The sequence below is a fragment of the Vibrio sp. ABG19 genome, assembly GCF_029962385.1.
Lineage (GTDB): Bacteria > Pseudomonadota > Gammaproteobacteria > Enterobacterales > Vibrionaceae > Vibrio > Vibrio ostreae.
The window spans coordinates 745104-766088 of record NZ_CP071708.1; the positions used below are offsets into that span (position 1 = coordinate 745104).

Here is a 20985-nt window from a genome sequence, read left to right on the forward strand (position 1 = left end):
TTAAACCTCGACCTCAGCCTGATCGCCATAGTTCTGCAGCCAGTTACGGCGGTCATCCGCGCGCTTCTTGCCCAGTAACATGTCCATCATCTCTTCTGTCGCTTTGTCATCGTCTATGGTCAGTTGCACCAGACGGCGTGTGTTCGGATCCATGGTGGTTTCACGCAGCTGCAGCGGGTTCATCTCACCCAGACCTTTAAAGCGCTGCACGTTGATCTTGGCTTTTTTGTTTTTAAGCCGCTCGAGAATGGCGTTTTTCTCATCATCATCCAGGGCGTAAAACACCTCTTTACCACAGTCAATCCGGTACAGCGGCGGCATCGCCACATAGACATGGCCGGCACGCACCAGCGCAGGGAAATGACGGGTAAACAGCGCGCACAGCAGGGTCGCGATATGCAGACCGTCCGAGTCCGCATCGGCCAGGATACACACTTTACCGTAACGCAGCGCTTCCAGATTGTCGTTGTCCGGATCAATCCCCAGCGCCACTGAAATATCGTGTACTTCCTGCGAGGCCAGCACCTGATCGGCAGACACTTCCCAAGTATTAAGGATCTTACCGCGCAATGGCATGATGGCCTGGAACTCACGGTCACGTGCCTGTTTGGCACTGCCGCCTGCCGAGTCACCTTCCACCAGGAACAGTTCGGTACGGCTGAGATCCTGCTGTGAGCAGTCGGTCAGTTTACCTGGCAAGGCCGGGCCTGAGGCGACTTTCTTACGCACCACTTTCTTGCTGGCACGCATGCGGCGGTGAGCATTAGCAATACACACTTCCGCCAACTGCTCTGCCAGTTGCGGCTTCTCGTTCAGCCACAGGCTGAACGCATCTTTCACGACCCCGGAGACAAACGAAGCACTTTGGCGCGATGAAAGACGCTCTTTGGTCTGGCCGGCAAACTGCGGATCCTGCATTTTGATCGACAATACATAAGCACAGCGATCAAACACATCCTCACCAGTCAGCTTAACACCGCGCGGCAGCAGATTGCGGAATTCACAGAATTCGCGCATCGCATCCAGCAGGCCCTGACGCAGGCCGTTCACATGCGTACCACCCTGTGCGGTCGGGATCAGGTTAACGTAACTTTCCGTGGTCAGTTCGCCACCTTCCGGCAGCCAGATCACCGCCCAGGTCGCCGCTTCGGTTTCCGCTTTGAATTCGCCGGTAAACGGCTGCTCCGGCATCAGCGGATAACCTTTCACCGCATCCGCCAGATAATCCTTCAGGCCATCTTCATAAAACCAGCGGTGTTCATTGTTGTTAACCTTATCGCTGAAGGTAATCTCCAGCCCGGGACACAGTACCGCTTTAGCGCGCAAATTATTAATCAGGCGGGTGACGGAAAAATTGGCCGAGTCAAAATACTTGGCATCCGGCCAGAAGTGGACACTGGTACCACGGTTGCGGCGGCCACAGGTGCCGGTGACCGTCAGATCAGAGACTTTATCACCATGTTCAAAGGCAATTTCATACACCTGGCCGTCACGGCGCACGGTGACTTCCACCCGTTTGGACAGGGCGTTTACGACCGAGATCCCCACCCCGTGTAGACCACCGGAGAACTGATAGCTTTTGTTGGAAAACTTACCACCGGCGTGAAGTTTGCTCATGATGAGCTCAACCCCGGACACTTTCTCTTCCGGGTGAATATCCACCGGCATACCACGACCGTCATCAATCACTTCCAGCGATTGATCGGCATGCAGGATCACTTGTACCTTAGAGGCATATCCGGCCAACGCTTCATCAACACTGTTGTCAATGACTTCCTGCCCAAGGTGGTTCGGGCGCGTGGTCTCCGTATACATCCCAGGTCTGCGACGTACTGGTTCTAAGCCATTAAGAACCTCAATGGCTCCAGCATTATATTGTTCAGTCATAATACGGAATGCTTTTATCGATAAATGATTCGTAACTTTACAACTCATTTGTGAACGCTGGATTTTTGATGAAATGACCGGCTATTTGCCGCATTTTCCAGCGTTATAAATAAGAAAAGTCCAAAGGAAACATAGTCTGGAAGAGGCTCACTGATGTCAAGCGACATCAGTAAGTATCAAGTAAAATTATGACTCTTCCCTCAATGAAAAGATCAGAGATTTAAGAATTGGAGGATTTGCGCCGGATAACGCTCAAAATCAACAAAACTGTGGTTGCCGCCCGGCTCCACGGTCTGTTTGGCGGCCTGGAATTTTTCCACGGCCTGGCGATAATCCAGCACTTCATCTTCGGTTTGCTGCAGCAGCCAGAAATCCTGCGGCTGACCCAGTGTCGCTACGTCCAGAGCTTTCAGTTCATCAATGTGGGCTTCGGTCAGCACGTAGCGCTGCTTGGTGTACATATTCTCCTGCTCACCAAGAAAATCCACCAGCAGCTCATACGGCCGTACCGCCGGATTAACCAGCACGGCACGAAACCCGAACTGCTGATTGAGCCAGGTAGAAAAATAGCCGCCCAGAGAGCTGCCGACCAGGCCAATCTGATAGTCGTGACGATACTGCTCCACCACTTGCAGCAGATGCTGCGCCGCCTGATGCGGAAAGCATGGCAGCTCAGGCACCACCACTTTGATGTCAGGCCGCTGCGTCGCACAATACTGTACCATTACCTGCGCTTTATGCGACAGCGGTGAGCTGTTAAAACCGTGGATGTACATCAGCAATGATGGACGTTGGCTCATATCAGTAACCACCTGAAGTGAAGTCCGGCAAAAATACGCCCTGCGCCAGTCGTTTCACCTGAGTCGTCACTTCACCGTTGCCATGCAGCTCCAGCTCACGCCAGCCCGGCGGGCGCTGATCAACGGCAAAATCATCCGAGTTCGGTTTGAACTGCACACAAGTAGACGGTGTCGCCATCACCCGCACGCCCAGATGCTGGCGATCCATATCCTGATGGACATGTCCGCACAACACCGCTTTCACATTGCGGTGGCGCTCAACCACCTGCCAGAACAGGTGGCTGTCTTTCAGGGTATGTTGATCCAGCCAGGCACTACCAACCAGTAACGGATGATGATGAAGTAAAACCAGAGTAAAACGATCCGGATGAGCGCTCAGTTTACTGTCCAGCAACGCCAGCTGCTGATCGCTGAGACGGCCATGCGGCACACCCACCACCTGTGAATCCAGCAAAATCATCTGCCAGTGATGCCCCAGCAACACATGTTCTACTGCATGCACCTGTGATATGGGTGGAACCGTATTCATGTTCGGTTTGTAATCATGATTACCCGGCAGCCAGAAACAGGTTTTACTCAGTGGCGCGACGCCCTGAGTAAAACGCAGGTAGGATTCGGTGCTGTGATCCTGGGAAATATCCCCGGTTGCCAGAATGGCATCAAACTCGACCTTTTGTGCCATGATTTCCGCCACCACAGCACGAAAGCTGTCGGCGGTATTAACACTCAACAGGCTGCCATCATCGGGCGCAAAAAGGTGCGTATCTGTAATCTGAACCAGCTTTATGCTGTCGGAATTATCTAAACTGGGCGACACGTTCAAAGTCTATAAACCTAATGCTATTGATTAATGTTGATGGGAGCACGGCTGATACCTCGCTTGAGACAAAAGGTCAGCCAATCGCCCAGAAAACGGTTAATTTGTGCTTTCTCATCTTTTTGCAACATTTGCTCGTTCGGGTAGTCATATTTGGCCTGAACCCGGACAAGTTTATCTGTGGTCAGCACTTCTGCGACGCGAGCATCGTGGTACAGCCTGACAGACATGGTTGGCAATGGAAATATTGAGATATCATCACTTTGACAGATCTCCACCAAAGTTGTGTACTTTGTGACTTCCAGCACTTGCAACTGGTAAGCCTGGTGTGCGGCCTGGTAGCAGCGCACGTCACCGACGCCCGGCTGCGCGGGCAGCAAAGCGTTCAACTTGGCGTAGTTCGTTTCATAAGTCCGCATCAGTTCCGGTAAATCAACATGATACGTCTTCTTTAATGCTGTCAATTGTGCCATTTCGTTTGTAACTGCTCGTAGTTTAACTCCAGCCATTGCAGTGCGATGATCGAGGCGCCGTTTTCAATCCGGCCCTCACGTACCAGCTGGTACGCCTGTGTGCGGCTCATCACATGCACTTTGATGTCTTCACCTTCATAGTCTAACCCATGTACGCCACCGGCCAGTGAAGCGTCGACCTCACCTACGTAGACATCCAGTTTCTCAGAACATCCCCCGGCTGACGGATAGTACGACGTAATAGTTTCCATTCTTTTGACCAAGATCCCAGCTTCTTCCTCTGCTTCGCGCCGCACGACCTGTTCGGCGCTCTCGTCGCGATCAATGATGCCGGCGACGATTTCCAGTTGCCATGGCTGGGAATGTTCTAATGCGCCAACCCGGATCTGCTCAATAATGACCACCTGGTCGCGCACCGGATCATACGGTAACATAGCAGCCGCATGGCCACGCTCAAACATTTCCCTTTCAATGACCGGACTCCATCCGCCTTGAAATAATCGATGCTTGAACCGATACTTCACCATTCGGAAAAATCCTTGGAACAGTGTCTCACGTGAGACAACATCAACGTCATCGGGCGAAAATGCTCCCTGTGGCTGGTCAGACTGTTGCATTAGTAACCTCTCTTAAGCAATCTTATAGTTTACTCATGAATTTTTCTTACTTCCAAGGACATTGCTCAACTTTTTATACAAAAATTGTACTCATAGTTAAGTCGATAAGCGATTTTTATTGCACAATTGGACAGCTAAGTGTAAAAAGTGCAAAGTTTCGAGTGAAATACCAGCAATTTGGGTTACACTCTCGTGAGCGTAACTCCTTTCATATTCAGGCAGGAATAGGACCAATGAAAAAACTGCTTCCTTTTTTGATTAGTGCAACTTTAGGCAGCCTGAGTACCTCAGTACTCGCTGACGACCTTGCGCAAATTTACGACCAAGCAAAACAGAACGATCCTCAACTGCTGAGTGCAGCGGCACAACGTGATTCAGCCTTTGAAGCGATTAACTCCAGTCGTAGCTCACTGCTACCTCAGATTAATCTGACCGCGGGTTACAACCTGAACCGCAGCGATGTTGATGCACGTGACAGCGACAGCCTGACCGCTGGCGTCGGTTTTTCACAACAACTGTACAACCGTTCCAGCTGGATTTCTCTGGACACGACTGAGAAGCAAGCCCGTCAGGCCGACGCTCAGTATGCAGACGCACAGCAAAGCCTGATTCTGCGGGTGGCACAAGCTTACTTCGCCGTTCTCAGCGCTCAGGATACCCTCGAGTTTGTACGCGCCGAGAAAGCCGCGGTTGGTCGTCAGCTCGAACAAACCAAACAACGTTTTGAAGTGGGCTTGTCGGCAATTACTGACGTCCATGACGCTCAGGCACAATATGACACCGTGCTGGCCGATGAAGTGCTGGCAAACAATGACCTGATCAACAGCTACGAAGCACTGCGTGAAATCACCGGTCAGGAGCACACCAACCTGAGCATCCTGGACACCGCGCGTTTCTCAACCAGCCGTACGGCAGAATCAATGAATACTCTGCTTGAGCAGGCGCAGGAGAAAAACCTGTCACTGCTGTCAGCGCGTATTGCTCAGGACGTGGCGAAAGATAACATCGACCTTGCCAGCGCCGGCCATCTGCCGACGCTGACTCTGGACGGTGGTTATAACTATGGCCGCGAATACAACGATAATGCCAGCAGCTACGATATGTACCACGAGAACAACGATTTCAATATCGGCGTTAACCTCAACGTACCGCTGTACACCGGTGGTAACACCACCTCACTGACTAAACAGGCCGAATACCAGTACGTCTCAGCCAGTCAGGATCTGGAAGCCACTTACCGTGGTGTTGTGACCGATGTACGTGCATCAAACAACAACATCAACGCGGCGATTGGATCGATTCGCGCGTATGAGCAGTCAGTGATTTCGGCTCAGTCTGCTCTGGATGCGACCGAAGCCGGTTTTGATGTCGGTACCCGTACTATTGTGGACGTGCTGGATGCGACCCGTACTCTGTACAACGTGAAACGTAACCTGTCAGATGCGCGTTACAACTACATCCTGAGCGTACTGCAACTGCGCCAGGCTGTCGGTGTACTGAGCGAGCAAGACGTGATTGACATCAACGCTGGTCTGAAAGCCATCAAATAAGCAGGCTTACCGGCCCACTGAGCCGGTATCCAGACGATCAAAAAAGGGCTCATCAGAGCCCTTTTTATTTTGGCCCGGCATGCCGGGCCAACCTTACAGCGATCAATACCAATATGGCAAATTCGGCCGTTAGCCGCGTCCGCCTTTGATCGCTGCGATGATTTCGGAAGTGGAACAGCCATCTTCAAAGTTGAGCACTTTCACTTCACCGCCCGCCGCGATCACTTCTTTACCACCGGCAATCTCTTCCGGCTGGTAATCCCCGCCTTTAACCAGCAGATCCGGCAACACCTGAGAAATCAGACGCTGCGGAGTATCTTCGCTAAACGGCACCACCCAGTCGACCGCACCTAAACCAGCCAGTACCGCCATACGACGTTCAGTCGGGTTGACCGGACGAGCCGGGCCTTTGAGACGTTTGACCGATTCATCGGTGTTGACGGCCACAATCAGGCGATCGCCAAGTTCAGCAGCATGGTTAAGATAAGAGACATGACCAGCATGCAGAATGTCAAAGCAGCCATTGGTCATCACCACTTTTTCACCGCGCGCCTGGGCTTTTTTCACTGCCGCGATCAGCGCGTTTTCTTCAATGACGCCGTAGTCAGTATCTTTGCTGCCATGCACGGCTTCGGCCAGTTCAATGGTAGAAACGGTGGAAGTACCCAGTTTACCGACCACCACACCGGCTGCCGCGTTGGCCAGAGCACACGCTTCATCCAGCGCCTTACCGGCGGCCACTGATGCGGCCAGAACGGAGATGACCGTATCACCGGCACCCGTCACGTCATACACTTCTTTGGCCTGAGTCGGCAGATGGAACGGCGCCATGCCGCGACGCAGCAGTGTCATGCCATGTTCACTGCGCGTGACCAGCAATGCATCGAGATCAAACTGTTCGATCAGACCTAAGCCTTTTTGCACCAGATCTTCATTCGATTTGACTTTACCCACCACCTGCTCGAATTCGGCCATGTTAGGGGTCAAAAGAGTCGCACCGCGGTAACGCTCAAAATCGGCGCCCTTAGGATCGATAAACACCGGCACACCAGCAGCACAGGCGCGCTGGATAAACAGTTGCACATGCTCGAGAGCACCTTTGGCGTAATCGGATAAGATCACGGCATTGACGCTGGCCAACGTTTTATCCATACGCGACAGGATCAGATCCGCATCGGTATTTTCAAATTTGTCTTCAAAGTCGAGACGAATCAGCTGCTGACCACGACTCAGAACACGCAGCTTGGTGATGGTCGGATAGTCCGGCAATGCAACAAAATCACAGTTCACTTTCAGGGCGGTCAGTTTATCTGCCAGCACCTGAGCCGGTTCATCCATGCCTGTTAAACCAATAATATGCGCCTGACCGCCGAGTGATGCGATATTCATCGCCACGTTTGCTGCCCCACCCGGACGCTCTTCGTTATGTTCTACTTTTACTACCGGCACTGGCGCCTCTGGTGAGATGCGACCAGCCGGACCATGCCAATAGCGGTCCAGCATCACATCACCAATGATTAATACCCCAGCATCACTGTAGTCAGGTAGGATTGGTTTCATTATGGATCTCCAATATTTATCACTGGGCGAAGTTTATCACACTGTGCCAACTAAAGAAGCCACTGCGCCCAAACCCGTGTTACCCAATCGCGCTCTGCCACAAATTTACTTTCACTGACATCCGCATCCTGATTGAGCAGGTTACGATGATGGATCTGATCGCGCATGCTGGTATAAGCCTGAGTCAGCGCCTGAGCCTGACTTTCATCCAGCACACCTTCATTGAGCAGAGATTCAAAAATACGCACATTGTCCGACCAACGGGTCAGCTTAGGCTTATCATGGCTGTAACGCAGCACCAAATACTGGGCCAGGAACTCAATGTCAGTGATGCCGCCGCTATCCTGTTTGAGCATAAAACGGCCCGGCTTCTTCCCCCCGAGGTGATCGCGCATTTTCTGGCGCATCTCCACCACCTGCTGCTTCAGGGTCGCTTCCTCACGCGGCAGCGACAATATCGCATGCCGTGTCGCCGCGAACGCCTGCTGCAACGGTGTGTCGCCGTAAATCATCCGCGCTCTGACCAAAGCCTGATGCTCCCAGGTCCAGGCATCCTGACGCTGGTACTCTTCAAACGCATCGACCGGGCTGACCAACAGGCCGGAAGCACCGGAAGGACGTAAACGGGTATCGACTTCATACAGAATGCCGGACGCAGTGCGGGTGGAAAAAATATGAATGACGCGCTGCGCGAGGCGCAGGTAGAACTGACGACCGTCGATCTCTTTGACCCCGTCGGTGTAAACATCAACCGGACAGTCATGCAAAAACACAATATCGAGATCTGAGTTGTAGCCCAGCTCCCAGCCACCGACCTTACCGTAACCGACCACAGCAAATCCTTTACCGTCACGCTCACTAAGATGAGTCGGTTCGCCATACTTCGCGCTGACCTGAAGCCAGGCCTGATGAATCACCGCCTCAACAATCGCTTCGGCCAGATAGGTTAAGTGATCACTCACTTTCATCACCGGCAGCACATCGGCAATATCAGCCGCGGCAATTTTCAGAATACAAATCTGCTTGAACTGGCGCAGCGCTTCCATCTGCTGTTCCATATCGTCTTCCGGAATCCGGGCGAGGAAATCACGCAGCTCTGTTTTATAGGCATCGAGTGCAATCGGGTTATACAGATGCTGCGGGTCAATCAGCTCATCAAGCAGAATCGGATATCGCGCCAGTTGCTCGGAAATCATCGGACTGGCGGTACACAGCCGCACCAGTTGGGTCAGTGCTGCCGGATGCTCATCGAGCAGTTCCAGATAAGTGGTACGGGTCGCAATACTGCGCAGCAGAGTCAGCACCCGCGCCAGGCCAAATTCCGCATCCGGGTGCGCAAATATTGCCTGGTAAACTTTCGGCATCAGCCGGTTGAGCACTTCACGGCCACGTGGTCCCAGGGTGCGCTTATCCAGGTCCTGTTTAAACTGCATCAGTGTAGCAGCGACACCGGCTGGATCGGCCTGAGCGAGCTCCTGCTCGACAATCAGCGTGATCATGTCCGGATGATTGGCCATATCCCACAATTCATGGAAATGAGCGGCTAAGTTATCCTCTTCGTCCTCTTCTTCACCGATCAAGTCGCTGAACACCGCATGGACACGGCTCATCTGCAGCTGCACTTCATCCAGCAGCAGTTGCCAGGAGGCAAAGCCCATGGCTACAGCGAGGCGCAGCTGATCATCAGCCTTATCCGGCAGCGTCTGAGTCTGTTTATCCGCCAGGGCCTGGAGCAGGTTCTCCAGCCGACGCAGAAAACGGTAGGCTTCGGTCAGCTGCTGTACTTCCGGTTCACCGAGCAGCTGCAATTCACCAATGGCCTGCAGTGTGTCCAACAAACCACGATGACGCAGCGCCGGCTCACGGCCGCCACGGATAAGCTGAAAGACCTGAGCAATAAACTCCACTTCGCGGATACCACCAGCACCCAGCTTGATGTTGTTACTCAGTCCGCGACGGCGCACCTCGCTTTTGATCATCGACTTCATGCGGCGCAATGACTGAATCGCACTGAAGTCGATGTAACGACGAAACACAAACGGACGCAGCATCTGGCGCAGTTCCTGGTACTGGGAATACATTTCACGCCCCATCACCCGGGCTTTGACCATGGCGTAGCGTTCCCAGTCACGTCCCTGCTCCTGATAGTAGTCTTCCAGAGCAGCGTAGCTCATCACCAGCGGGCCACTTTCGCCAAACGGACGTAAACGCATGTCGACCCGGTAACAGAAACCGTCAAAAGTCTGCTGATCAAGCATCTTGATAATACGCTGGCCAAGGCGGGTGAAAAACTGGGCATTAGCAATCGAACGACGCGTGCCCTGGGTCTCACCGTTTTCCGGATAAGTAAAGATCAAGTCGATATCAGAAGAGAAGTTGAGCTCTTTGCCGCCCAGTTTACCCATGCCGATAATCAGCATCGGCTGCGCTTCACCGGCGGCATTACACGGTGTGCCCCACTCGCGACAACAAATAGCGTACTGCCACTGATAAGTTTCAAAAATCAGCGCTTCAGCTAACTGCGACAGATGCGCCAGACTCTGATCCAGGCTCCATTGGCTGAGAAAATCGCGCCAGGCAATCACCACCATTTCCCGGTTACGAAACTGACGCAGTACGCGCTGGCCGCAGGTCTCATCATGGCACTCACTGAGCAGCGCCTGCAAACGGGGCCGGTAATGCTCAGCCCGCTGCGCTTCACTGAGCAGCGTGGGCAGTTGCAGGCATAACGCACTATCACGCAGCAGGGTATCAGCCACAAACTGGCTGAAGCCGAGCACGGCTTTAAGCTGTTGAGTCAGCTCAGGGCTCCACTCGGACACTTCCGGCGTTTGCTGAAGCAGCTGTTGATACTGGTGCTCGGCATGAGCCTCAAGTTTGGGCGGCAATTGCATGATTCATCCTTGTGATATCTGATGGTCAAACACAGGCCGAACGCAGTCGGCGGCGATGATGCAGGTCCGATAAACGCATGTCTGGGCGGGCAAGAAGCGGCGCTGGTTGACCTGAAACCTGTGTGAACGATTATCAACGATGTGATTCGTTTGAATCGATGCGACTAGTTATAACAGAGTTAGGCCAATAAAAAACGCCCACTAATCAATAGTGAGCGCTCTTTCATACTCCGGCAAGGTAGCGGTTTACACTTTAAACACCGTGATTTTGCGATCCAGTGCCTCGGCATTATTTTGCATCAGCTCCGAGGTTTCCAGCAGCTCACTGACCACAGTCACCGAGGCTTCCACCAGCTCACGGACATTGGTCAGATTCTGATTCATCTCTTCAGCCACGCTGCTCTGCTGCCCGGCAGCCGTCGCAATCTGGAAATTCATGTCATTGATCTGCTGCACCTGCAGCACGATACCGTCCAGCTCACCACCAGCATTGGTAATCAGCTCGACCCCTTCCGCCGCTTCAACCACGCTTTTTTCCATCAGGTTCACCGCCGAGTTCGCGCTGTTCTGCAACTGGGAAATCATCTCCTGAATTTCAACAGTCGCGGTCTGGGTGCGCTGCGCCAGATTGCGCACTTCATCGGCCACCACAGCAAAACCCCGTCCCGCTTCTCCGGCACGAGCGGCTTCAATCGCCGCATTGAGCGCCAGCAGGTTAGTCTGTTCCGAGATGCCCTGAATCGTGCCAACCACACTACCAATCGACACCACACGCTCTTCGACCTGATTAACCGCATCGGCTGACGCCGCGATGTCTTGCGACAGCGCCCGCATTTTACCGATTGTCTCGGTAACATATTGCTGGCCGGATCCCGCCTGGTGCGACGCATTCTCGGTCAGTGACGAGGCACTCTGCGCATGTTCAGCGACGGTCTGAACCGTCGAGGACATTTCACTCATCGCGGTAGCCAGTTGATCGATTTCATTAAACTCTTCTTCGGCCGATTCCTTGGTCTCCGCCATACTCAGCGTCATGATTTCGGTCAGAGAGGTCAGTTCCTGTGAGGCACTGACCTGAGTTTTAATCAGTTCCTGCAACTGACGCCGGGTTTTCTCCAGTTCACGCGCCACATCGCCATATTCATCTTTACAGTTCATCTCGATCGGCTCAGACAGATCGCGGCTCGCCATCTGTTTAATTGACTCACTCAGATACAGGGTCTGGCGCAACATAGTGCGCGCAGCAAACAGCAGTAAGACCACAAAGACCATGATCATCAGGCCGGTCTGCCAGGCAACCTGCACCAGATAATCATCATAGTGGCGCTGGGCCACATCAACATTCTGGGTTGCCGCCAACAGGGCATTATAAAACGTACTGGCATCCCACAACTGCTTGGCAATAATCAAAATCGTACTGAAGACCATCAGCATCACCATCTTGGGGACCAGACGGACATCGGTGATCAAACGCTCCCAAGGCTTAAAAGCCATTTTCGCCATTCTCAGTTCTCCACTCGGTGTTATCATCGTTCTCAACAAGCCGGCGATGCAAAAACACCGCCAATTGATTTATTTCGTGCTTCGTATGAATGGGATAGTATCAAAAATGATACACTTCGCATGTGCTTACAGTCGCGTATTCACGCTTTTATCTGTGTATTGTGATCGCACACGATTTTATCCCGCCCTGAACACTCTATCGGCTGACAACAGACCAACTGTAGTAACAATAACCGGCTCAGACGCGTAAAACTCTGCTCAGATACACAAAACAAGAAGGGATGCCATAGGCATCCCTTCTTGTTTTTGCTGATGAGGTTCACATCCGCTTAATCACGCCAGTATGGCGGCGTTTCAACCCCGATAATCCGGGTCTGTTCCATGGCGTGCAGAATCGAGTTTTCCTGCCGGATCAGCCAGCGCTGCAATTGCTCACGCTCTTCCTGGGCCAGTTTTTCAACCAATCCCTCAAGCGGCTTGAGGGTCAGCAGGTCATCAATACCATGCAGCAAGTCAGCCCATGGCATCCGAAATGCCTGACGCTCTTCTTCATCGAACAGTGCGGCAAAACTGATGCCGGTATACAGACTGCGCATCAGACGATATTGCTGATCGATATATTCCTGGCTCGACAGCTGACGCTCAGGCGGAAACGCTTCCAGCAGCTCGACCCAGGTACGTTCCAGTTGCTTGACTGAGAAGTGATGGACATTGAGCGCCATTTTGTCGCGCGCTTTTTCGTCCAGGAATGGCTGCCAGCCTCGGGTCAGAATCCAGCGGCTTAAGTCGAGTAATACACCGGTGTAACGGGCAGAATTGAGCAGCTTAAGGATCTCGTCCCGTTGCGGCAGAGCCTGCTGCAACTGTTTGAGTTCGCTTATCAGGAACTTGCGTGCATCAAGCTTACGCAAAGCATAACCTTTATCTTCCAGCAGCTCCTCGAGGTAGTCGTATTGTTTGAGCCAGCTCAGCTCACCTTCCAGCCATTTTAATTCCTGGCGCAGGATAGCACTGGCACGGCGCGGCACAATCCCGCCGAACACTGCCAGCACCTGGCGAATAAAGCTGATCGCGTGGCTGATTTCATGCAGCGCCTCGACCGAGTCCCGTTCAGTGTAGATCTGTTCATGGTAATGCCAGTGCGATAACGCATGCTCGAGGGACTGGATAAAGCAGGTCTCAACCGTGTCTTGTGCCTGAGTGTTGACCAGGCTGAGCGGTTTAACTTCATCGCCCTGGTAGCCCGCGGCCAGACGGTAACCACGCGCCGCTTTACTCAGGTTGCCAAGGCGCATACCGCCCTGGTCACACAGCTGACGGGCCAGAGTAAACAGCGCATCGGTCTGACCGGATTTCAGCTCCAGTTCCACCTCACAAATCGGGTCTTCACTGTCACCGGCAATCACCAGCCCCTGGTCAAACGCCACTTCAATCTGGCTGCCATCCGGCATGCCGATCAACCATTGTTCGCGGTTAAAATTAGTGGAGAACAGAGCCACCAGTTGCGACTGCAACGTCGCAATATCACGATTCTCTGGCCAGATATCAGCAGGGTGAAGGGATAAATCGGGGTCATTGCTGTTATGTTCAGCGTTGTATTCTGGACGCTGGTGCAAACCGGCCACCACACGCCCGGCGGTTTTTACCGTTTGCACATACACATCATCAAAACGGCGGATACGAAGTCCAATATCGTGTTGACGCAACCAGTTGTCAGGCGAGTCAAAATAGGTGTTTCCTAACTCACGACAACGATGCTGAAGTACTTTGGTTTCAGAAATTTTTTCTAGTAAAACCTCTGAAAATTCTGGAGAAACAAAAAACTTCAGTTCTATCTCGGTTTCCATAGTTATACCTTTCGCAGCAGATAGCGACAGGATATTGCCTAATCGGCGACTGAGCAAGTGACAAATATCCGCCATCACATGATCTAAAACAGTTTAAATGCATAACTTAATGGGTTACCATGCGCGCCTTTATAGCCAACGTTCAACATTTCGCCATACAATGGTGTATGTTCTTTATAGGTTATAGCTATTAGGTTGAATGACCATGCCACTAAATACAATCATGGGGTTATTTGCAAAGTCCCCTATTAAGCCTTTGCAACGCCACGTCGTGTGTGTGAATGAATGCTGCTCTCATCTGGTCAACTTCTTCGAAGTTTGTGCGAAAGGTGACTGGGAGAAAGCCGGTGAAATCCGTGCACAGATTTCTCATCTTGAGAAAGAAGCTGATGTGTTAAAACGCGAAATTCGCCTTAAACTTCCTCGCGGTTTGTTTTTGCCTGTCGATCGTACCGACATGCTGGAGCTTTTGACTCAACAAGACAAACTGGCCAACCTTGCGAAGGACATCGCAGGCCGTGTCTACGGTCGTCAACTCCAAATTCCAGAGCCTCTTCAAGAAAACTTTATTGCTTACGTGCGCCGCTGTCTTGATGCTGCAAACCAGGCACAAAAGGTCATCAATGAGCTCGATGAGTTGTTGGAAACCGGCTTTAAAGGCCGTGAAGTCACGCTAGTGGCTGAAATGATCCACCAACTGGATGTGATTGAAGATGATACCGATGCCATGCAGATCCGTCTGCGTCAGCAACTGCTCGCGCTCGAATCTGGTATGAACCCTATCGATGTCATGTTCTTGTACAAAATCTTTGAATGGGTAGGCGGCATCGCCGACCAGGCTCAGCGTGTAGGCGCTCGTCTGGAACTGATGCTATCTCGTTCTTAAATCATAAAGTAAACACATAACTAAGAGCAGTATTCGAACACCATGGATTAGGCGTAGAGTATTTCCTCGCTGAAGGGGTCAACTCGTGCCTGAAAAGCGCGATTCGAATCCGCTCCGCTTGTTATAAACAACTAGGTATTACGATGGATATCCTTGCGAACTACGGCACTATCCTGATTATTGTTGCGGCGATCTTCGGTTTTTTAATGGCGATAGGTATTGGTGCAAATGACGTTGCGAATGCAATGGGCACCTCCGTTGGATCCAAAGCGCTAACGGTAAAACAAGCCATCATTATCGCGATGATCTTTGAATTCGCCGGTGCGTACCTGGCGGGTGGTGAAGTGACCGAAACGATCCGTAAGGGCGTTATCGAAACTTCTCTGTTTGCCAGTCAGCCAGAAGTTCTGGTCTACGGCATGATGTCAGCACTGCTGGCCGCCGGTACCTGGCTGCTGCTTGCCTCGTACATGGGCTGGCCAGTATCCACCACCCACTCAATTATCGGTGCCATCATTGGTTTTGCCTGTGTGTCTGTGGGTACAGAAGCGGTTGACTGGCACTCAGTGCAAGGCATTGTCGGTAGCTGGATCATTACACCGATTATCGCCGGGGTGTTTGCTTATATTATTTTTGTCAGCGCCCAACGCCTGATTTTCGATACCGAAGATCCGCTGATTAATGCGAAACGTTTTGTGCCGGTATACATGTTTATCACTACTATGGTGATTGCACTGGTGACCATCAAAAAGGGCCTCAAACACGTTGGCCTGCACCTGACCGGCACTGAAGCCTGGTTATCTGCGGCGGCGGTTTCGGCTATCGTCATGGTCGGCGGCTATTTTTACATCAAGAAACGCTTTGCCAACCGTGATGACGACCATAGTTTTGCCGGCGTAGAGAGTATCTTCAGCGTTCTGATGGTTATCACTGCCTGTGCGATGGCATTCGCGCACGGCTCTAACGATGTCGCCAACGCGATTGGTCCGCTATCTGCGGTAGTCACCACCGTCACCAGCCTGGGTGAAGTGGGGGCGAAAAGCACGATTGCATGGTGGATTCTACCGCTGGGTGGTTTTGGTATCGTGGTGGGTCTGGCAACTCTGGGCCATAAAGTGATGGCAACTGTGGGAACAGGCATCACAGAACTGACTCCTAGCCGCGGCTTTGCCGCACAGCTGGCAACCGCTTCGACTGTGGTTCTGGCTTCAGGTACCGGCTTACCCATCTCAACCACTCAGACTCTGGTGGGTGCAGTTCTCGGGGTCGGTTTTGCCCGTGGTATCGCTGCTCTGAACCTGGGTGTGGTTCGCAACATTGTGGCATCTTGGATCGTAACGCTACCGGCAGGCGCCCTGCTGGCAGTCGTCTTCTTCTACGCGATTCAGGGCGTGTTCGGCTAAACGCCAGTCAGACGTTTGTAAGCGCTTTGTCATTATTGACTCAAACGCACAGAAAGGGAGGCTTTGCCTCCCTTCTTTGTTGCACCGCTTAATGAAAATTCTTACTATCGACAGTTAAACACAATGGCTACCCACGCCAAACTCGTCATAACAAGGGATTTACCGTGAAAAAACTGATCTGCATGGTGCTATTTTCCATGTTGGCCGCACCAACGTTTGCACAAGACCGCTATATCGCGGACAAACTATTTACCTACATGCATTCAGGTCCTAGTAACCAGTATCGAATTATCGGTAGTGTCGATGCCGGTGAGAAAGTGAAATTAGTTAGCCAGAATAAAGAGACTGAGTTCAGCCAAATCGTCGACGAGCGTGGACGTACCGGCTGGGTAGAAAGCCGCTTTATTACTCGTGATGTCAGTATGGCGGTTCGCCTGCCTCAGCTGGAAAAAGAGCTGACTGAAGTGAAAAGCAAGCTGGCTAACGCACGTCAGACCGCCGACAGTGAAAAAGCCGGCCTGGTCGATTCACTGGAAATTCGCAATAAACAAATTGCGGAGCTGGAAAAGAACTACAGCGACATCAGCAAACAGCTGACCACCTCGCAGAGCGAAGTCCGTGAACTGCGCGCCAAACTGGATACCCAGAAAGAAGACCTGCTGCTGAAGTACTTTATGTACGGTGGTGGTGTCGCTGGTATCGGCCTGCTGCTGGGTCTTATCCTGCCACACATTATTCCGCGCCGTAAACGCAACCCGGCTGGCTGGGCTTAAGTGCCAACATCATGAGATAAAAAAACGGTCACTCTGCAGTGACCGTTTTTTTATCTTGACCGTGTATTTTTATACTGTTGGTATAGGCGCGCCATCAACCGCGCCAGTCGTACAGTGCCGGGATCTCTATGGGTTGCTGGCCAAACAGGATAATCGTGCTTTGCGGCTTAATCGCCACCAGCTGCACATTATCGAAAATCTTATCCCCTTCCTGATATTCCACCCCGTTGACTTTAATCCAGCGTTTAACCGCGTTACTGGCATAAACATGAGTCTGGAAGTTCATCGCCGGCAGATAACCACTGAACTCATTGCTGTGCTGAACCAGGGCAATCGCATCTTCGTCATGATGCTCGTTTTGCTGCGCTGCGGCTGTGTCGTCCTGCTGCAGAACCGATTCAACCCGTGCTGCCATCTGCGGCGATAACTGACTGAGGTCGAGTGAACGCAGCGCCTGCTGGTTCTGACGGTCCATCTCAGCCTCACTTTGCGCCGCAGTCAGACGACGACTATTGCTGACAAGCGGAACCTGATTAGCAGCAGACGCTAAGGCAACCGGCACAGCCTCTGCCGGCTCATTGGCTCCTACGGACTCACTTGCCATCAGTTCGTCAGCGGCTGATTGGTCAAACTCGGGCACTTCAACTTCGCTGCGTGCCAGCGGACCGAAATCCGGATAATCAAGCTGTTCGACACTGGCTGGCACCTGGACCACACTTGGGCCGATATCCCCAAGCGCCGCGATTCGCGCCTGCTGATGCTGATAACTCTGCACCGCGACCACCACAGCAGTGACAATGCCCGGTACCAGCAGCCACAAAGCATGATACCAACGAAAACCACGCTGCCGATGGGCGGTATCCGGCAACATCATCTGCGCGGCCTGGGCGCTGTATTGCTGATGGCTGGCCTCTGAGCGCTGTAGCGCTTTCATCACTTGTGACATTACTGCGCCTCCATCAGCCGCGGCCCGTCCTGCTGCGTCATCAAATCAAGCTGACGCAGAGTCTGTCGTCCGGCAATCCCGTCCACCTGCATATTTTGCCAGCGCTGAAATACTTCCACTTTGCGTTTTACCTCTTTATCAAACAGTACCACATTGCGGCGCTGCGGCTCGCCGAGCAGGCGAGATAACTTCTGGTCCAGTAAGGTGATATCATCGCCGCGCATCCCGCTGCGCAGCGTCTGATAGAAAGACGGCTGCCACACCACCCGATATTCGCCCTGCCACAGCGGCTCAATCCATTTGCGATCCAGGCGCACGCGCTGCTGATTGATAAGCAGGTCAACCTGCTGGCCCTGCAGATGATACAGCACGGCATAAGTGCGCAAACCGCGCAGACTTAAGGTCAGCACCACCGGCAAATCGAGCTGCTCCAGAGTGCTCCAGTCGCCCATATTCTGCTCACATTCCAGTAGTGAAGACGCCGAGCGTTGACAGAAACTTTCGATCACCGATGCTTCATAACCCCACACTGCGTATAACGCTCTCACCGCCTGCTCACGGTCTGTGGACTGGCGTAACGCATCTTCAACTGTCTGTGGAAAAACGGCCTGCTGAGCGGCCTCAGCAGGTGCCGGTAACGGCCACTGCTGCTCTATCTGCTGGCTAATCAGTGGCGGCAGCCAGTAAGCAATCGCGGCCGCGGCCGCGATACCGATCAGGGCAGACATCACACCAGCGAGAGGGAAACGGCGCGCCTGAGGTGCACTCTGCGGCTGATAAACGGTCGACTGGAAGCTCATCACCTGGGTACAGGCCTGTTTGACCCGCTCCAGACTGATGCTGCGCTCGCCAGCCTGGTAGGCATTCTTTAATGCCGCATCGCAGGCGAGGTTAATCAGACGCGGAATACCATGGGTTTGCTGGGCTATCCATTTCGCCCCGCGCGCCGAAAACAGATTACCGTCCCCTCCGGCCTGCTGGAGGCGAAAACGAATGTAGTGCGCCGTTTCACTCTCATCGAGTGGCAGCAGATGATAGCGCCCAGTGATACGCTGCGCGAGCTGGCGCAACTGCGGCAGTTGCAATTTAAACTGCAGCTCTGGCTGGCCAATCAGCAGTACTTTAAGCAGCTTACGGCTCTCGGTCTCCAGGTTAGTGAGCAGGCGCAACTGCTCCAGCACATCCGGTGCCAGGTGCTGCGCCTCATCAATCACCAGCAGAACCTGAATGCCGTTGGCATATTCATTGAGCAGAAACTGATACAACACCTGGCTGAGCTGTTTCAGCGTCGCCTGAGCCGGATACTGAATAGCAAATTCATCACAAATGGCTTCCAGCAGTTCACGCTCTGAGAAGGTCGGGTTGAGAATAAATCCGGCCCGGGTATGGGCGGGTAAGCCGGCCAGAATCGCCTTCGCGACTGTGGTTTTGCCCGTCCCCACTTCACCGGTCAGCATGGCAAAACCACCGCCATCCCCCAGCCCTGACTGCAGATGAGCCATGGCCTCTTTATGGCGCTGGCTGAGGTACAGATACCGAGAATTAGGCACGATGGAAAAAGGATGTTCGATCAGGCCAAAAAATTCTGGATACATGATGTCGTCTCTTTGAATGTGGTTAGGCGCAAAGTATCATTATGACTATGATTCTCCAACGCAATAAACGTAAATATTGAGGTCTGGTGGTGCAAATTTATCTCGTTGGCGGCGCTGTCCGCGATCAGCTGCTTCAGCTTCCAGTATATGACAAAGACTGGGTGGTGGTGGGCAGCAGCCCGCAACAAATGCAACAAGCCGGGTTTCAGGCGGTCGGCAAAGACTTCCCGGTCTTTCTGCATCCGCGGACCAAACAAGAACATGCGCTGGCGCGTACCGAACGTAAAACCGGCCGCGGCTATACCGGTTTTGCCTGCCACTATGCGCCGGATGTGACGCTGGAAGAGGATCTGCAGCGCCGCGATCTGACCATTAATGCCATGGCTCAGGATACAGACGGCACCATCATTGATCCCTATGGCGGCCAGCGCGATATTGAGCAGCGCCTGCTGCGGCATGTCTCAGCGGCGTTTGTCGAGGATCCGCTGCGCGTGTTGCGCGTGGCTCGCTTTGCGGCCAAACTGGCTCACCTTGGTTTCCAGGTGGCGCCCGAGACACTGGCTTTGATGCAGACCATCAGCGCCAGCGGTGAGCTCAGTCACCTGACTCCGGAGCGGGTGTGGCAGGAGTGGCATAAATCCCTGTCGACCCAAAACCCGCAGGTCTTTCTTCAGGTACTGCGTGACTGCGGAGCTCTGGCTGTGGTACTGCCGGAACTCGATGCCCTGTTTGGCGTGCCGCAACCGGAAAAATGGCATCCGGAAATTGATACCGGTGTTCATACCCTGATGGTCGCCGAGCAGGCAGCACGTCTGTCAGAAGCGTTGCCGGTGCGCTTTGCCGCCCAGGTGCATGATTTGGGTAAAGGGGTGACACCACAAAAAGAGTGGCCGAGCCATAAGCTGCATTGTCACACCGGCCTGAAACTGATCGAGCAGTTATGTGCCCGGGTAAGGGTGCCGAACGACTACCGCGATCTGGCGCTGGCGGTATGTGCCCAGCACTCCAATGTCCATCGTGCCGCCGAGCTCAAAGCCGCGACTAAACTGAAAATTTTCAATCGTCTCGATGTCTGGCGTAAACCGGATCGCCTGGATGAGGTATTGCTGTGCTGTGAAGCGGATCATCGCGGCCGTCTCGGACTGGAAGACAAACCGTATCCCCAGCGCGATATTTTACTGCGCGCCTATGTGGCCGCCAAAGCGGTGGATGTGCAGCAGGTGATTCGGGATGGCCATAAAGGGCCAGCAATTCGTGACGAACTGGATAAACGGCGGGTGATTGCAATTCAGAATGCCGGCTAACCAGCGTTAAGGTCAGCTCTGGTGTCGAGCGGTTGGTTAGAACGAGCTGCCGGCTTATTTGCTTATCCTACCGACGAACTGTTTTGTTATTCTGCCGAATAGCGTTCTTATTCCGCACAATCGCTCTCTT

At 53.0% G+C, this 20985-nt stretch carries 16 protein-coding genes; 5 read left to right on the forward strand and 11 right to left on the reverse strand.

What is annotated here, in order from left to right:
- From parE to nudF, 5 genes are all read right to left on the reverse strand, one after another.
- Window positions 1–1887 (reverse strand): DNA topoisomerase IV subunit B, encoded by a 1887-nt coding sequence (gene parE, locus J0X00_RS09575; protein WP_136486077.1) that lies wholly within the window; start codon window positions 1885–1887, stop codon window positions 1–3.
- A 212-nt stretch (window positions 1888–2099) separates the two neighbouring features.
- The gene (yqiA, locus tag J0X00_RS09580) at window positions 2100–2687 is read right to left on the reverse strand and encodes an esterase YqiA (RefSeq protein WP_218562702.1); all 588 of its coding nucleotides are present in this window, start codon (window positions 2685–2687) and stop codon (window positions 2100–2102) included.
- Between the two features lies 1 nt (window position 2688).
- Window positions 2689–3510 (reverse strand): 3',5'-cyclic-AMP phosphodiesterase, encoded by an 822-nt coding sequence (gene cpdA / locus J0X00_RS09585; protein WP_282477976.1) that lies wholly within the window; start codon window positions 3508–3510, stop codon window positions 2689–2691.
- A gap of 17 nt (window positions 3511–3527) precedes the next feature.
- Window positions 3528–3977, reverse strand: a complete 450-nt coding sequence (locus tag J0X00_RS09590) for a DUF1249 family protein (RefSeq protein WP_218562701.1) — start codon at window positions 3975–3977, stop codon at window positions 3528–3530.
- The gene (gene nudF / locus J0X00_RS09595) at window positions 3965–4594 is read right to left on the reverse strand and encodes an ADP-ribose diphosphatase (RefSeq protein ID WP_218562700.1); all 630 of its coding nucleotides are present in this window, start codon (window positions 4592–4594) and stop codon (window positions 3965–3967) included. The genes J0X00_RS09590 and nudF overlap by 13 nt, the downstream gene beginning before the upstream one ends.
- Before the next feature lie 233 nt (window positions 4595–4827).
- Here nudF and tolC point away from each other — a divergent pair, with 233 nt between their 5' ends.
- Entirely contained in the window at window positions 4828–6144 is a 1317-nt protein-coding gene (tolC, locus tag J0X00_RS09600) for an outer membrane channel protein TolC (protein WP_136486067.1), read from the forward strand.
- A 129-nt stretch (window positions 6145–6273) separates the two neighbouring features.
- Here tolC and hldE read toward each other — a convergent pair whose 3' ends face one another.
- The 4 genes from hldE to J0X00_RS09620 all read right to left on the reverse strand — a co-directional run bounded on the left by hldE (window position 6274) and on the right by J0X00_RS09620 (window position 13948).
- On the reverse strand, window positions 6274–7704 hold the full coding sequence (gene hldE, locus J0X00_RS09605) for a bifunctional D-glycero-beta-D-manno-heptose-7-phosphate kinase/D-glycero-beta-D-manno-heptose 1-phosphate adenylyltransferase HldE (RefSeq protein ID WP_282477977.1): 1431 nt from the start codon (window positions 7702–7704) through the stop codon (window positions 6274–6276).
- 50 nt (window positions 7705–7754) lie between these two features.
- Entirely contained in the window at window positions 7755–10598 is a 2844-nt protein-coding gene (gene glnE / locus J0X00_RS09610; protein WP_282477978.1) for a bifunctional [glutamate--ammonia ligase]-adenylyl-L-tyrosine phosphorylase/[glutamate--ammonia-ligase] adenylyltransferase, read from the reverse strand.
- A gap of 246 nt (window positions 10599–10844) precedes the next feature.
- The gene (locus tag J0X00_RS09615) at window positions 10845–12101 is read right to left on the reverse strand and encodes a methyl-accepting chemotaxis protein (RefSeq protein ID WP_136486061.1); all 1257 of its coding nucleotides are present in this window, start codon (window positions 12099–12101) and stop codon (window positions 10845–10847) included.
- A gap of 329 nt (window positions 12102–12430) precedes the next feature.
- Window positions 12431–13948 (reverse strand): inorganic triphosphatase, encoded by a 1518-nt coding sequence (locus J0X00_RS09620; protein WP_218562698.1) that lies wholly within the window; start codon window positions 13946–13948, stop codon window positions 12431–12433.
- Window positions 13949–14153: 205 nt separating this feature from the next.
- On the opposite strand from J0X00_RS09620, the gene J0X00_RS09625 reads away from it, so the two are divergent.
- The 3 genes from J0X00_RS09625 (at window position 14154) to J0X00_RS09635 (ending at window position 17010) form a co-directional block, all read left to right on the forward strand.
- The gene (locus tag J0X00_RS09625) at window positions 14154–14834 is read left to right on the forward strand and encodes a TIGR00153 family protein (protein ID WP_168797028.1); all 681 of its coding nucleotides are present in this window, start codon (window positions 14154–14156) and stop codon (window positions 14832–14834) included.
- Window positions 14835–14977: 143 nt separating this feature from the next.
- Window positions 14978–16237 carry an inorganic phosphate transporter gene (locus tag J0X00_RS09630; protein ID WP_136486055.1) on the forward strand — a complete coding sequence of 420 codons (1260 nt, stop codon included), beginning with the start codon at window positions 14978–14980 and terminating at the stop codon, window positions 16235–16237.
- A 164-nt stretch (window positions 16238–16401) separates the two neighbouring features.
- Complete coding sequence (locus J0X00_RS09635; RefSeq protein ID WP_136486053.1) at window positions 16402–17010, forward strand: TIGR04211 family SH3 domain-containing protein; 609 nt, start codon at window positions 16402–16404, stop codon at window positions 17008–17010.
- Window positions 17011–17104: 94 nt separating this feature from the next.
- Here J0X00_RS09635 and J0X00_RS09640 read toward each other — a convergent pair whose 3' ends face one another.
- The gene (locus J0X00_RS09640; protein ID WP_282477979.1) at window positions 17105–17956 is read right to left on the reverse strand and encodes a general secretion pathway protein GspB; all 852 of its coding nucleotides are present in this window, start codon (window positions 17954–17956) and stop codon (window positions 17105–17107) included.
- The gene (locus J0X00_RS09645) at window positions 17956–19551 is read right to left on the reverse strand and encodes an ExeA family protein (RefSeq protein WP_282477980.1); all 1596 of its coding nucleotides are present in this window, start codon (window positions 19549–19551) and stop codon (window positions 17956–17958) included. The genes J0X00_RS09640 and J0X00_RS09645 overlap by 1 nt, the downstream gene beginning before the upstream one ends.
- Before the next feature lie 89 nt (window positions 19552–19640).
- Here J0X00_RS09645 and J0X00_RS09650 point away from each other — a divergent pair, with 89 nt between their 5' ends.
- On the forward strand, window positions 19641–20855 hold the full coding sequence (locus tag J0X00_RS09650) for a multifunctional CCA addition/repair protein (RefSeq protein WP_282477981.1): 1215 nt from the start codon (window positions 19641–19643) through the stop codon (window positions 20853–20855).
- The last annotated feature ends 130 nt before the right edge of the window (window positions 20856–20985 follow it).